The following is a 12655-nucleotide window of genomic DNA, read 5'->3' on the forward strand; positions in this document are numbered from 1 at the left end:
AACGTATCAGGACCAATGCCTGGCCAGCCATATTCCAACCGCACATGAAAGTAGACCGAGTCCCAAACTGAGAAGAGCATATAATGTGCCCCGCAACAGATGTCCTTCTCCCCAAAAAGTGACCACTTCCAAGGAGAAGCTAGAGAAAGTCGTAAATCCTCCCATGACACCCGTTGCAAATAAGAGATAGAGTGTGGGAGATAAAATGCCACGTTCTTTCCCCAGCACGAACAAGATGCCAATGATCAAGGAGCCACAGACATTGGCGATCCAGGTTCCCCACGGCCATTCCGGCTGATTTGCGAGTAAAGACAATAGGTAGCGCACAAGAGAGCCAACTGCTCCGCCAACCGCCACAGCTATCCACGCCATCGCTTTCCCTCCCTGGCTATCAAAGCGTTATGTCTGTCACAGAAAAAGACACCCTAGCGTCAAGCGAGGATGTCTGTCGTATCAGTAATTGTTATCTTACTGTTTTGGCTTATTTTCTTCAAGGTCTTCCACATAACGGATGGAATCCAAATTTGCTCTCAGTGAAAGCTTAACGGCGTCAATGTACTTTTGGCGCAATGCTTTTTGCTCGAGCTTTTCCTCTTCAGTTAAACCTTCTTCGCGAGACTTTTTGACCAATTCGTTAATGCGTTTAATTTCTGCGTCAGATACCACTGCTGGTTCCTCCCACTCTGTAGTAGTGCCGCTTCATTATACCACATTCGAATGATCTCGCAAGACAGCCGAACACTTACGGCATATCAGGCATGATCAGAGTTTGCCCCGGGTAAATCCAGTTGCTATCCAAACCGTTCGCTTCCTTGATTTCTATGATATAGTCACGAACATCCGTATGCTGATCTGAGTAGCGAACGGCTAACGACCATAGACTATCTCCGGATTGTACGGTTACTTCTATGCCTTGTGGCTCGTCCATTGGTGAAGCAGCAAACACTAGTTCGGTCAACAAGTAAAAAAAGAGAGTAAATGTAATAAGAAACAAGAGTGCTTGACCTCTCGTGATACCAAAACGAACACGACGTTCTTCTTTTTTCTCGAAACGATTACGTACTGTCGATGAATTCATGATAATGGCCTCCTTACAAACATACGTTCTGTTCTCTTGTAAGCTCATAATAAATGAGAACATATGTTCATGTCAACAACGAAACGAACTTATGTTTGTCGAACGCAAGCTCCCATGGTATAATATAGGAAAATATGTTCGAGAAATCAGGGGTGTCTTTCTATGTCAAAATTATCGAGTAGACAACAAGCCATCATCGAGTTCATACGAAAGGAAGTTCGTGATAAAGGATATCCGCCTTCTGTACGTGAAATTGGAGAGGCTGTTGGACTCGCTTCCAGCTCAACGGTACATGGTCATTTGGCACGCTTAGAGAAAAAAGGCCTCATTCGTCGAGATCCTACCAAACCTCGCGCCATCGAATTGCTTTCAGATGAAGATCGTTTTCAAGACAATTTCGAAGACTCTGTCGTCCGTGTGCCAGTAATTGGAAAAGTAACCGCTGGACAACCCATTACAGCCATTGAGGATGTGGAAGAATACTTCCCGCTTCCAGACAATATCGTGACTTCCGACAAGGTCTACATGCTGCGCGTCTCCGGGAATAGCATGATTGATGCCGGGATTCTCGACGGAGACTACGTCATTGTTCGCCAACAGCACGTAGCGAACAATGGTGACATTGTCGTAGCCATGACAGAAGAAGATGAAGCGACCGTCAAAAGATTTTTCAAAGAAAAGAACCACTTCCGTCTCCAACCGGAAAATGCCACGATGGAACCGATCATTCTGGAGCATGTCACCATTCTCGGTAAAGTCATTGGTGTCTATCGCCTCATTCACTAGTTTCCACGTAAAAAAGGACAGCCTCGGCTGTCCCTTTTGTTTTCTATATGTTATCTGGCGATAAAAAACCAGATGATCATCGTAACTTGCAAGATGACTTTTACGACCGCACTGCCCAAAAATCCGATCAGTGAGCCTACCCCCGCTTTCACTGCTCGCTCCATCGATTGCTTCTGCACCATCAACTCTACGAGAACGACGAATACGAACGGCAAGATCAGCATACCAAACGGTGGGAAAACGAAAATTCCGAGGATAATTCCGACCGCTGCAGCAACGGACGACCACTTGGACCCCCCGTACTTTTTCACAAAGTACATGTTCGTCAGCAAGTCAGCACCGTAAAGCAGAATGCTTAGAACGGCCATTCCCCACCAAAAGGATGCCGGCAATCCCGCTCCCGGATCTGCAATGAAAAAGTGATAGAGCAAAAAGCCCGCCCACAACAAGATCGTATCAGGTAAAACGGGTAAGAAAATTCCTGCGATGCTTAGCAGGAACAATAACACAACCACAACCCATAAAAGTATTTCCATCCACTACACTCCCTTCATTTAGGTATACGAGTGATTACCAATTTCGTTGCGCACTTATTCACTTTTGTCTACACTATTTTAAAAGAAAGTGGACATGGGGGTAGTTTCATGAAAAATTGGCATGATCTCTCTTACTTGAGCAGAGGAACAATGCGCCAAAAAGCGGCGTGGGAAGCGATTCAACAGACGCATATCATGGAAGTACTAGCCGATTACCGTCCAGTGCTTGCCGGAACCATCCCATTGGACATTGATGTTGAGCAAAGCGATCTGGATATTATTTGTGAGAGTCGTGATCTGGATCAGTTTGAGCAGGTTGTCCGTAAAGCGTTTGGCTGCTTGTCCAGATTTGAAGTGACAAAACTCGATCTAAAAGGGATTCCCACGTGCGTTATTTCGTTTTTCACAGCTGGCTTTTGGTTTGAATTGTTTGCTCAACCGGTTGCAGTCGAAAAGCAAAACGCCTATCGTCATATGGACATCGAAGCACGATTATTACATATAGGGGGCTTGGATGCGTGTATCCATATCAGGGCTCTGAAGCAAGACGGCCTCAAAACAGAACCTGCATTTGCTCGATACTTTCATATTCCGGGTGATGATCCGTATGAGGCCTTGTTGCAATTGGAGTCGTTGACCGAACAGGAATTACGCCAAAGAGTTCAGCCCCTACGAAAGGATTAATCTGCTAGCAAATCTATCAACTTGCTGGGATCATAAGGGGTAAACAGTGACTGGCGTTGCAACCGATCATTAAGGAGGACATACTATATGGATTGGCTGATAGAGCTACCGCTCCTCACTGGAGAGAATCGGGTAGAAACAAACGTCGACTTCTCATTTAAGAGATTCGAGTCAAGTGGGCTTCAGGAACCTCCCGATTTTATCCATGATATCGTTCTGCAATGGGCCATCGCCCCTTTTGTTGTTCATGAGCACACTGCTTATCGGATTCCGGCCCACAACGATCCCGAGATAGAAGCGTATGCTTCCGTCAATTTCACAAGCCTGTTTACGACAGTACGGGGAATATGCACAAATGGAAAGTTGGAGGAAATCAGGCTGGAGGACTTAAAGCCGAATATAAAGAGTTCTTTTATCGAATCGGTCATACATACAAGTAAGATTGATCCTCTGGTAAGCGATTTTTATCTACAGGGAGAATGTGAGCGTAGTAATCGACTAAGCATTAAGCTGTTCCAAATAGACAGGGATTCCTTTATCAAGCAGACTACCTACCTTCCCCAACCGGATCACAAAAGGCTCTGGGACTTTATGAATAGACCATTCAAAACGTGTGACGAGGTCTCCATATCCCCCACGAACTGGGTGCTCAGTGACGACCTGCTAGAATCCCCCTTTCTCGTATTTCTCTCACGCTATGCAAGTGAGGTTGTTTTAACGGTGAACGAAAAAGATCAGAATGTTACTATGGTTTCATTTAAAGAGTAATCAGGGCACTCAGCTGGCCGACGTAACCAGCTTCCCGTTCTCAGGATTACCGACTTTTTTGTTTTTTTGTATTCAGCTTTCGTCTCTCGTTAGCATAAACTTTTCTTCATTCTAAAATTCATCAGCTTAGTGCTATTGCGTTCAACGATTTGCGATTTTACTACGATGTACCCTTTTCTTTCAAAAAAGGGTCTAGCGGTAATACTCGAATCGGTTTCTATTTCGATTAGACCTAATTTTTTGGCTTCAGATTCAAGTGTGTCTACCAATGCTGAAGCAATTCCTTGCCCCTGATGCTCTTTATGAACAAATAGTCTATCCAGGTAACCTTGTACACTCATGTCAGAAAAGCCCACGATATAACCATTCATTTCAGCAACATAGGAAATATTACTCGTTAGAGCTTTCAACCAGACCTCTTTCCTCTGCTTCAAATCCGCTAGGGAAGCCCAAGCATTTACTTGTTCTTGCGTGTAATCTTGCTTATTTATGGTATGCACGGTCTCATAAAATAAAGTGATGATCTGGTCAATATCCGTCTCATGAAATCTTCGAAGTAGCATGGAAACTCCCCCTAGAGTATAACGTGGCTACCGAATCATGCCGGCAGCCGCGTCTCGTTTATTTATTGTAGCATCGTTCCCCCGATAGTTTACGTTCATTTATCTACATGGATATGTACTTTTCGTTGCCTTAACAACCACACCGCATTGTTGCGTCCAACAATTGGGGGGCCGTTCATTTGCGGTCTGCTTTTTTGTAAAGAACTGAAAGATCACCTTACTCCACTGATTGAACCACCGAATGCCGTGATGCCATTCTGGACAATACAAACACAGCAATGATGGAGATGAGTACGCCGAGTACGCCGAACCAGGTAATGGATGCTAAAGAAACACGGTTAACGATCAGCCCGCCAATTCCTGCGCCGACTGCCATGGCAAGCTGCATCATGGAACTGTTCAAGCTCAGCATGACGCCCGTGGATTCAGGAACAAGCGAAACTAGGTTAAATTGCTGCGCGGGAGCAGATGACCATGCGGCAAAAGACCAGAGGATCAAAATGGCGAATACGGCAATGACCGACTGTCCGACTAAAGATAGCAAAATCAACGAAATGACGTGAAGCACCATCCCAGAAACGAGCGTGTATTTGATGCCCCGTTTATCCGCACTGTAGCCGCCGACTTTCGAGCCAATCAAACTGGCAACGCCGAACACGAACAGAGCTGCGCTAATCAATGATTCATGTAAATGAGTTACCTCTAGCAGAAAAGGGGATAAGTAAGTATAGACGAGGGAATATCCTCCCAACCAGAAAAAAGTAATCGCTAAAGCAACCAAAACCTGAGGTTTTTTTAACAAAGCAAATTGTTTAATCAGAGGGATAGGCTTGTCGCCCTGCATACGTGGTATAACTGCAGCAATGACAAGCATGGCCAAGCCCCCGACAATCGCGATGGCCAGAAATACCGCTTTCCAGCCAAAAGCAGAGGCTATCATTCTGCCCAGCGGGACGCCGATGATGAGCGATGCGGTAATGCCCATGGTGACGTTCGCGATGGCGCTGGCCTGCTTACCTGGCGGAGCGATTTTGGCGGCGATACTGAGCGCGTTAACTGTGACCACCCCGGCGCCTAACGCCGTAATGATTCTCGCGGTAATGAAGAAACCAAAGTCAGACATTATAAATGTCAGCAGGTTTGCGGCAATAAAGAGGCCCAGCGAATAAAGTAGGAGCTTAAGCCGGTCCATTTTGGCCGTCAGCGCCATCAAAATAGGAGTGCCGACCGCATAGGCCAGGGAATAAACCGTAATGAGCTGACCTGCTACCGCAACGTTAGTTCCCAATGTTTCTGCAATTCGGTCTAATATTCCGGAAACGATGTAATTGGATGTTCCAACTAAAAAACTGATCAAGGCTAGAACGTAAACTTTCCAAGTGCTCTTCATCATTCACACTCCTGATGTGTTTTATATCACTACGAAAAAACGCCACGGCTGCATGTCAGCAGCTAAAGGAGCCAGCGCGGAGCTTGCCGTAATGTTTCGGTCTATTCCTCCCGCGAAATCTTGATCTCGGGATCATAGTTACAAACCGACATGGTTCTCTCCTCCTTTTGAAAAAATGGCATTCAGCATTTTGTGTCAATACAACACCAGTTGCTTGAACAACACTTGTTGTATTTGTATGCTATAATAGCAACCGAATGGTACGCAATCAGCAATAACCATAAACCGTTGTATAGACAACACCATTTCTATAATGTCGTTTTACTGGGGAGATCTTAACCATGACCATTAAAAAGAATGAAGCTGATCCTCGTGTGATACGTACACGGCGACTCCTTCAAGACGCTTTTGCTTCATTAATTCAAGAAAAAGACTTTGAATCGATAACCGTTAGGGATATTGCAGAGCGGGCTACTGTTAACAGAGCGACTTTTTATGCGCACTTTGTAGATAAATTCGAAATTCTTGAGGCCAGACTAATGGAATCATTTATGACAATCATGAATCGTAGAATAAGCGGTCACGAAGTATTGAATGAAGAAACAATTCAGAGTATTTTTCTCGGGGTATGTGAATTTCACATGGGTCTAAGCACTATGTGCAAAAGAAGAAATACATCGCTTGTACCTGTATTCGAAATTCAAATAAAGGAAAAAATTCAAACGATACTTCTTTCCTTTATAGACAAAGACAAGATGCTATCGACTCCAAACCAGCAATTCTTAATAAATACAGCTTCTGTCATGTTAAGTTGGGGAATGTATGGGGCGGCTTACGTTTGGAACAATGAGGGGCGTCTAATAAGTGCGGAATCATTCGTTAAACAGTCTTTGCCCTTAGTCATGAACGGAGCCAAAGAACTGCTGGGATAGGTCCTTTTGTTGTGTATCACAATGAATCATCCCGCCATTCTTGTGTGCTGTACGACGATCTGGCCTCAATCTGTTGATCATCCTTCCCGATCGTCGACTTGATGTGACCATCATTTGTACATCCACCCTTCAGAAGGGGGATTAAAAAACTACCAGTCTTTATAAACTGGTAGCACATAACTCATATATTGTGATAATCACATTTGATCATTTTTCGGCAACCCCCGATGGCACGAAGCTATTTTACTGTTTCACCTACTGTGTCTTTTCAAACCTTTTATGCGTGGGAAGTAAGCGGAAAACGAAAATGTTCTGTCTCCATTTTTAACGAGGGGCGAACAAATAAGACATCATCGGTTGTTGTCATCCATGCAGATTGGATCTTTTCATTCTCACTATCCGGCATAAAGTGAAAATGAATGATCGTTGTCTCAGCGGTTATCAAATGAGAAATGACCATTTCTATATCAACTGGTTTTTTACTTACAACATCAAATACATGCAGTTGTCCATCTTCTCGTTCAAATAAGACAATCACATCCGCCTCTTCGAGATAATAGATCGCATCCCGAAAAACAAGCAAAAAGTAAAACATCAACAGATGCTCGCTATCTTTGATGCCTAGTCTCGTTGAAACGGGGATTCTTTTCGCAGCAAATTCCTTCATAATATCAAAATCAGCCTCATTATCAACATCCAGCTTACGCAAGACCGATTTTTGTTCCACGTGCTTTTTCAAATCGGTTGCCAATAAACGAAAACTACTTTCAGGTACTCTCTCAAATCCAAACTTCGGATAAAAATCGAGCACGGTATCATTGGCATACAAATAGATAAAATCGTATTCCTTCTCGCATATTTCAAGAATATGGTTCATCAATTTCGCTGCCAGCCCCTGGTTGCGATAGGCAGGATGCGTCATGACCGTTCCGATCTGAAGTGCCTTGTAGTCTTTTCCATTGGATGTCACGATCATCTTACTGGCAGAAGCGTTCGCAATAACCTGATCCCCATCCAAATAGGAATAGCAGACATAGTTGTCATTCCAAAAGCCCTTGTTATCCCATTCTCTAAAATCGAGCTGAAAGATCTGCTTGGCGAGGTCATTAAAGCTTTCCTTGTATGTTTCGATATGCTTGTAGTCACTAATCAATCGATATTCACGCATATAAAAACCTCCCGTTCTATTTTTTGTGCGGTTTGTCCTCATCCATTCCTTTTTCGCAATCCCTTCTTTCCAAATAAAAAAGACCACAAGAAGAATTCTCTTCTCATGGTCAAATTTATCGTTGTGATGAAGATACTTATCCCGAACTGAATAGATATCATGCACAAACGTGAAATTTGTTTGAATGAGATATAATGCCTTCTAATCGCTTTTGAAAAAAGGAATAAAAAAGAAACCAAGGGCACGCCCTTCATTTAACCTTTTCCCATATAAAATTCATTCGAATTTTACTTAGCGATTATCAGTTTCATCATACTCAATCAAAACCTCTTTTCACATTCGATACCATTACTATATTTGACTTTCAAAAGGTTGTAAATGAACATTCAAAATCCACTCACATTTTTGTAAGTATCGTTATACAAAAAAGCCATTTTCTTATATAATTCAAATACCCCCTTTCAAACAAGGGGGACACCGTTTCCAAAATGGACCTCGAGGGGGGTGTACCAATGGCGAATGCTCTCAATTTGCCACATACCGCAGCGGCTCATGCAAAGCCTAGAAATAGTGAGGCGATACTTTGCATGAGGTGGTCTTCCGTTTAAACGAATCATCGCCTTCATTTGCGTATCTCATTTCCTATTTCTTGGCTTTGCCCCTTATTTGCCTATCTATAAATAAGGAGCGAGCAGAAATGAAATGTGTGAAAGCAAATTTAATCCTTCCTGAATCGTTACTCGCGGAAATTCAAAAGTACGTGCAAGGAGAAACCATTTATATTCCGAAGACAAAAGTAACCCATCAAAAATGGGGGACGCGCACTGGCGGAAGAAAACTCCTGGATGAGCGGAATACAGCTATTAAAAGCAGTTTTCGGGCCGGGACGGCTATTTCTCAGTTAGCGGAGGAATACTTTTTGTCTACAGAGACGATTAAAAAAATCGTGTATACCAAATAGACGTTTATAAAGCACTGAAGACCTTTTCATTAGGTTGTCAGTGCTTTTTTATGGCGAGTTTTTTTTGGAAATGTCCTTTCCCTTTCTCCTCACCTGCAAACACGCTAAAGTTAAAGAAGAACCCACCTTACAAGACAGAAACAGGAGGAACCGCAACATGGAACCTTTTATCCATACGCATCAATATCACTTCATTAAATCACGCGTTCAAGCAATCATGAACGCCTATGCGACCAGTACAGATGTCAACGTGATTCGTGCTCGAAAAGAAATCGCTCATGAAGAAGTCTTTCAATTGTTCCCAAACATGACGGAAGAACAAAAAGAGATTTTGCATCCGATTGACTCGATAAAAGAAAAGGCAGAAGGAAAGCAGTTTTTGAATCAGCTTTCACCGTTTGTAATTCCATTCCCTGCTATCACAGAATCTTCCATTAAGAAGCTCTTTCCAAAAGTAAAGAAGCTAAAGGTATCGAATTTAGCTGAGATCGATTTTTCAGAAATCTCTTATCTGAGCTGGCTAGACACTGCGACGGAAAAGAAATTTATTGTTGCTTACCACGAAGGAAAACTGATTGGCATACACGGACAGTTTACAAATGTAAACAAAAAAGGCGTTTGTGCGCTCTGTAATCGCTTTGAGGAGATCGGCATGTTCATCCTTGAAGCCAAAGGTTCCGGGGATGGAACGTATTTGAAAAAAGGAAACTACATTTGCCAAGACAGCATGTCATGCAATCAAAATATCATTTCGCTGGATAAGCTAAACGATTTTATTGCGCTAATGGTGAAATAAATCTGCTACTAAAAAGAAAAAGCCGCCGGGTCTTCATACCAGGCGGCCTTTCCTATTTCGCTTACTTGATCTCGTTCAGACTCTCTTCCAAACGATCCCACGTTTGGGTGATGCCCTCCAGCATACCCATGTCCATGACAGTTTTGAGAGCTTCCGCAGATACATACTCTGAACGGCTGACCAGCTTCGTCTTGCCACCCAAATCGATGAATTCCATCATAACCTCTGTTGATGGCATCGCATCGTTTGTGTTGCCTTCTGCATCTGAAAAGTAATCGGTATAGATGATTTTCTCGGGCTCAACTATTTCCTTATAAACACCTTTGCCCCAAGATTCCATGCCGTAAAAATCTCCTTGATTCTTATCGACGCACTTCATGCAGTAGTGCCAAACACCACCTGGGCGGAAATCAACATGACAAACCGGGAGTTCCCACCCTTTCGGTCCCCACCAACGCTTGAGATGCTCAGACTCCTTAAACATCTGGAACACGAGATCTCTGGGCGCGTCGAATACACGCTCCAGTACCAGCACTCGCTCGTTCTCTACCCTTGAAACCATTGCGTTTCTTGACATAGTAATTCCTCCTCATTCTTTTGAATGGATCTCAAGCTTTTTCCTTGTTTTGCAGTTCCCGCAAATAGTCTTCCAGGTTATCGAATCGCTCTTCCATAACACGCTGGAATGACCTCACCCAAAAATCCAACGCTCGGAAGGGCTCGGGCCTGAGCTTGTAAAATCGGCGGTTGGCTTCGGCCTTCACATCCACGATCCCATTGTCACTAAGCACCTTCAAATGCTTCGAGGCTTGGGGCTGGCGAAGCCCCAGTTGGTCAGCAATTTCCCCTACTGTCAGAGGACCGTCGCGCAAAAGTTCGACGATTTTCATACGATTTGGTTCAGCCAAAGCACTCAGCGTCGCCATGTCCATGCCCGGATTCATCCCTGACATGTCACTCACCTCGTTACATGATGGATTCTACGTTCATCTCAACCCCTTCAGCGTTATTGTGATCTTTGTTAGGTAAAATATACACCAAAGGGAATATTCCTGTAAAGGAATATTTAAAGAATTTCCGACGGATCATTGTAAGTGATTAATCAATAACTGATTGCTATTATTTATTTCATAGAAGTACGATTCTGCAAATGTTGGATCGTTGCCGTTATACCCTCCTCGAAATTCGTCGCAGGAATCGGCCCAATAAGCCGTTTATATTTTTCTCCACTAAGAATCAACGGTTTTTCGGTTAAGTACAGCATCTCGACAACCTCCTTCATCACCGGGACGAACATCCCCAGCAAAGACAAACCCATTTTCCCAAGAGGAATGACAGGCTTCACGGTGCCACTTGCTTTTTGAGCAATTCGCACAATGTCTCGACCGGAAATGATGCCTCCACCTGGAATGTGCCAATTTTGTCCATAAGCAAACTCGCGGCAGGCCAACTCTACAATCATCTTTGCTGCATCAGGCAAATAAACAAACTCGCGAGGAACACGCATATTCCCAATAAAAATCCCAGGTTTTCCAGCGGCAATTGCCTCCAGTGTGGACCCTAAATACGATGCTTGGTTAGCAGTAGGTCCGTAATAATCCGGTAGTCTGACAATCATCGTTCGATTATGATCCCAGCGATTGCTAAACAGCATCTGTTCAAATGCCAACCTGATTTTTCCTTTCTTCGTATGCGGTTGCTTTGGATGCTCCTCCGTCACTGGTTCCATCTGCTTTCTTCCGTATGGATAGATGCCGTCTACCGCAACAACTTTCATTCCTCTCTTGTTGGCGGCTTCCATGATCGCTTCGCCAAGTGGGATCAGCTTATTCACCATCTCGTGATAAGGAACGTTTGCACAATGAAATAGTACATCCGCTCCTTCCGATGCTGCTACGATGTCTGGAGACCGGAATGCATCCCCGACTGCTAATGACAAATGTGCTGGATTCCCCAATTCTGACGCCATTTGCTCTAGCTTTTGTAGAGAACGCCCAAAAGCAATCGTTTCAATCCCTCGATTGATCAGCTCTGTCAAAATTGCCGCTCCCGTTCCGCCTGTTGCCCCGACTACAATCGCTTTATTCATTCGGATCATCTCCACTTGTTTTATTTTGTGATTGATTAATCACTAACTCATTTGAAGAATAACGCTTTAGTTAGTGATTAGTCAATAACTAATTATCTCAATTTTCCCTCCGTTATTCCTCCATCAATTCTGGCATGTCCAAAGCTACTGAAATATTACACAGCATTCCTCTTGCCAGGAAAATAAGCGTTCTCTCTTCCGGATTCTCGATGCCCGCTTCACGAAAAGCTGTTAGGACGATCTGGCGAACCCCTCGAAATGCTTCGCGCATTGCCTCTCGAATCGAAGGCTCTGGAATCGTCTGGGCTTGCATTTGAAGCAGTATTTCATTTTGATGCGAAGCCAAAATCTTTTCATATGCCTTAATTAAATCTGTTTCCAATTGCTCTTTGGATGCGGACTCCACAACGAGACGGAAAGAGTCAATGATCCGCTCCCACGATGCCTCTAATGCTGCCAGTAACAAAGCTTCCTTCGATGCAAAAAACTTGAAAATATATGGCTGAGAAATCTTTGCACGCTCTGCCACTTGCGCTGTCGTTGCCCGGAAATATCCGGTTTCAGCAAAGACTTCAATGGCAGCAGAAATGATTTCCGTTTTACGATTGACCGACGCCATTTCTAAATCGTCTCCTTTTAGTGACTCATCAATAATACCTGATTATACGTCAGTTTGTGGTGGGTTTCAAATGACGTGCAACACTCCCATACAGGCTTGCCATGAACTTCGCGATTGATGATGGGCCAGAATGACTGGAATGTTGATAATTTACTTTACGGTAGATTACATTTTTCCGAATTTTCCATATTTTATATATTAAATTGAGTTTGTGTGTGCTATCATTGAAATGAAAGTTATATTCTTCCATTTAAGGAGGTGAATAACAATGTTGAAGAAACTACT

The 12655-nt window shown here is 43.6% G+C and carries 17 protein-coding genes; 6 read left to right on the forward strand and 11 right to left on the reverse strand.

The window, feature by feature from the left end:
• Positions 1 to 6 precede the first annotated feature (6 nt).
• From crcB to yneA, 3 genes are all read right to left on the reverse strand, one after another.
• Entirely contained in the window at positions 7 to 372 is a 366-nt protein-coding gene (gene crcB / locus HP570_RS01680; protein ID WP_173624719.1) for a fluoride efflux transporter CrcB, read from the reverse strand.
• A gap of 96 nt (positions 373 to 468) precedes the next feature.
• Positions 469 to 666, reverse strand: a complete 198-nt coding sequence (locus HP570_RS01685) for a DUF896 domain-containing protein (RefSeq protein ID WP_007718933.1) — start codon at positions 664 to 666, stop codon at positions 469 to 471.
• A gap of 76 nt (positions 667 to 742) precedes the next feature.
• Positions 743 to 1078 (reverse strand): cell division suppressor protein YneA, encoded by a 336-nt coding sequence (gene yneA, locus HP570_RS01690; RefSeq protein ID WP_015891596.1) that lies wholly within the window; start codon positions 1076 to 1078, stop codon positions 743 to 745.
• Between the two features lie 162 nt (positions 1079 to 1240).
• Here yneA and lexA point away from each other — a divergent pair, with 162 nt between their 5' ends.
• The gene (gene lexA, locus HP570_RS01695; RefSeq protein WP_007718939.1) at positions 1241 to 1864 is read left to right on the forward strand and encodes a transcriptional repressor LexA; all 624 of its coding nucleotides are present in this window, start codon (positions 1241 to 1243) and stop codon (positions 1862 to 1864) included.
• Between the two features lie 50 nt (positions 1865 to 1914).
• Here lexA and HP570_RS01700 read toward each other — a convergent pair whose 3' ends face one another.
• Positions 1915 to 2400, reverse strand: a complete 486-nt coding sequence (locus HP570_RS01700) for a DUF456 domain-containing protein (RefSeq protein WP_173624720.1) — start codon at positions 2398 to 2400, stop codon at positions 1915 to 1917.
• A 108-nt stretch (positions 2401 to 2508) separates the two neighbouring features.
• On the opposite strand from HP570_RS01700, the gene HP570_RS01705 reads away from it, so the two are divergent.
• Both HP570_RS01705 and HP570_RS01710 read left to right on the forward strand, forming a co-directional pair.
• The gene (locus HP570_RS01705; RefSeq protein WP_173624721.1) at positions 2509 to 3084 is read left to right on the forward strand and encodes a DUF4269 domain-containing protein; all 576 of its coding nucleotides are present in this window, start codon (positions 2509 to 2511) and stop codon (positions 3082 to 3084) included.
• A gap of 87 nt (positions 3085 to 3171) precedes the next feature.
• Positions 3172 to 3852 carry a hypothetical protein gene (locus HP570_RS01710; RefSeq protein WP_173624722.1) on the forward strand — a complete coding sequence of 227 codons (681 nt, stop codon included), beginning with the start codon at positions 3172 to 3174 and terminating at the stop codon, positions 3850 to 3852.
• A gap of 89 nt (positions 3853 to 3941) precedes the next feature.
• Here the strand turns inward: HP570_RS01710 and HP570_RS01715 are convergent, their stop codons facing one another.
• Both HP570_RS01715 and HP570_RS01720 read right to left on the reverse strand, forming a co-directional pair.
• Complete coding sequence (locus HP570_RS01715; RefSeq protein ID WP_142496699.1) at positions 3942 to 4415, reverse strand: GNAT family N-acetyltransferase; 474 nt, start codon at positions 4413 to 4415, stop codon at positions 3942 to 3944.
• Positions 4416 to 4632: 217 nt separating this feature from the next.
• Entirely contained in the window at positions 4633 to 5805 is a 1173-nt protein-coding gene (locus HP570_RS01720) for an MFS transporter (protein WP_173624723.1), read from the reverse strand.
• Positions 5806 to 6146: 341 nt separating this feature from the next.
• On the opposite strand from HP570_RS01720, the gene HP570_RS01725 reads away from it, so the two are divergent.
• Positions 6147 to 6737: a TetR/AcrR family transcriptional regulator gene (locus tag HP570_RS01725; RefSeq protein ID WP_087349029.1), complete on the forward strand. Its 591-nt coding sequence runs from the start codon at positions 6147 to 6149 to the stop codon at positions 6735 to 6737.
• 277 nt (positions 6738 to 7014) lie between these two features.
• On the opposite strand, the gene HP570_RS01730 is transcribed toward HP570_RS01725, so the two are convergent.
• A complete protein-coding gene (locus HP570_RS01730; protein WP_015891603.1) occupies positions 7015 to 7905 on the reverse strand; it encodes a GNAT family N-acetyltransferase in 891 nt (296 codons plus the stop codon).
• 697 nt (positions 7906 to 8602) lie between these two features.
• Between HP570_RS01730 and HP570_RS01735 the strand changes: the two genes are divergently transcribed.
• Complete coding sequence (locus tag HP570_RS01735) at positions 8603 to 8866, forward strand: CD3324 family protein (protein ID WP_007718970.1); 264 nt, start codon at positions 8603 to 8605, stop codon at positions 8864 to 8866.
• A 157-nt stretch (positions 8867 to 9023) separates the two neighbouring features.
• Positions 9024 to 9662 carry a FusB/FusC family EF-G-binding protein gene (locus HP570_RS01740; protein WP_173624724.1) on the forward strand — a complete coding sequence of 213 codons (639 nt, stop codon included), beginning with the start codon at positions 9024 to 9026 and terminating at the stop codon, positions 9660 to 9662.
• A gap of 61 nt (positions 9663 to 9723) precedes the next feature.
• Here HP570_RS01740 and HP570_RS01745 read toward each other — a convergent pair whose 3' ends face one another.
• From HP570_RS01745 to HP570_RS01760, 4 genes are all read right to left on the reverse strand, one after another.
• A complete protein-coding gene (locus HP570_RS01745) occupies positions 9724 to 10239 on the reverse strand; it encodes an SRPBCC domain-containing protein (RefSeq protein WP_173624725.1) in 516 nt (171 codons plus the stop codon).
• Between the two features lie 31 nt (positions 10240 to 10270).
• Entirely contained in the window at positions 10271 to 10615 is a 345-nt protein-coding gene (locus HP570_RS01750) for an ArsR/SmtB family transcription factor (RefSeq protein WP_087349026.1), read from the reverse strand.
• 170 nt (positions 10616 to 10785) lie between these two features.
• Positions 10786 to 11751 (reverse strand): SDR family NAD(P)-dependent oxidoreductase, encoded by a 966-nt coding sequence (locus HP570_RS01755; RefSeq protein WP_173624726.1) that lies wholly within the window; start codon positions 11749 to 11751, stop codon positions 10786 to 10788.
• Between the two features lie 112 nt (positions 11752 to 11863).
• Positions 11864 to 12370 carry a TetR/AcrR family transcriptional regulator gene (locus tag HP570_RS01760; protein ID WP_173624727.1) on the reverse strand — a complete coding sequence of 169 codons (507 nt, stop codon included), beginning with the start codon at positions 12368 to 12370 and terminating at the stop codon, positions 11864 to 11866.
• Between the last annotated feature and the right edge of the window lie 285 nt (positions 12371 to 12655).

It is taken from the genome of Brevibacillus sp. RS1.1 (assembly GCF_013284365.1).
GTDB lineage: Bacteria > Bacillota > Bacilli > Brevibacillales > Brevibacillaceae > Brevibacillus > Brevibacillus brevis_D.

What these genes read in the sequence shown, in the direction of transcription:
- HP570_RS01755 (WP_173624726.1), bottom strand. Translation starts at nt 11,751, where the DNA reads ATGAATAAAGCGATTGTAGTCGGGGCAACAGGCGGAACGGGAGCGGCA.
- HP570_RS01700 (WP_173624720.1), bottom strand. Translation starts at nt 2,400, where the DNA reads ATGGAAATACTTTTATGGGTTGTGGTTGTGTTATTGTTCCTGCTAAGC.
- HP570_RS01745 (WP_173624725.1), bottom strand. Translation starts at nt 10,239, where the DNA reads ATGTCAAGAAACGCAATGGTTTCAAGGGTAGAGAACGAGCGAGTGCTG.
- HP570_RS01760 (WP_173624727.1), bottom strand. Translation starts at nt 12,370, where the DNA reads ATGGCGTCGGTCAATCGTAAAACGGAAATCATTTCTGCTGCCATTGAA.
- HP570_RS01705 (WP_173624721.1), top strand. Translation starts at nt 2,509, where the DNA reads ATGAAAAATTGGCATGATCTCTCTTACTTGAGCAGAGGAACAATGCGC.
- HP570_RS01740 (WP_173624724.1), top strand. Translation starts at nt 9,024, where the DNA reads ATGGAACCTTTTATCCATACGCATCAATATCACTTCATTAAATCACGC.
- crcB (WP_173624719.1), bottom strand. Translation starts at nt 372, where the DNA reads ATGGCGTGGATAGCTGTGGCGGTTGGCGGAGCAGTTGGCTCTCTTGTG.
- HP570_RS01720 (WP_173624723.1), bottom strand. Translation starts at nt 5,805, where the DNA reads ATGAAGAGCACTTGGAAAGTTTACGTTCTAGCCTTGATCAGTTTTTTA.
- HP570_RS01735 (WP_007718970.1), top strand. Translation starts at nt 8,603, where the DNA reads ATGAAATGTGTGAAAGCAAATTTAATCCTTCCTGAATCGTTACTCGCG.
- HP570_RS01710 (WP_173624722.1), top strand. Translation starts at nt 3,172, where the DNA reads ATGGATTGGCTGATAGAGCTACCGCTCCTCACTGGAGAGAATCGGGTA.
- HP570_RS01750 (WP_087349026.1), bottom strand. Translation starts at nt 10,615, where the DNA reads ATGTCAGGGATGAATCCGGGCATGGACATGGCGACGCTGAGTGCTTTG.
- lexA (WP_007718939.1), top strand. Translation starts at nt 1,241, where the DNA reads ATGTCAAAATTATCGAGTAGACAACAAGCCATCATCGAGTTCATACGA.
- yneA (WP_015891596.1), bottom strand. Translation starts at nt 1,078, where the DNA reads ATGAATTCATCGACAGTACGTAATCGTTTCGAGAAAAAAGAAGAACGT.
- HP570_RS01730 (WP_015891603.1), bottom strand. Translation starts at nt 7,905, where the DNA reads ATGCGTGAATATCGATTGATTAGTGACTACAAGCATATCGAAACATAC.
- HP570_RS01715 (WP_142496699.1), bottom strand. Translation starts at nt 4,415, where the DNA reads ATGCTACTTCGAAGATTTCATGAGACGGATATTGACCAGATCATCACT.
- HP570_RS01725 (WP_087349029.1), top strand. Translation starts at nt 6,147, where the DNA reads ATGACCATTAAAAAGAATGAAGCTGATCCTCGTGTGATACGTACACGG.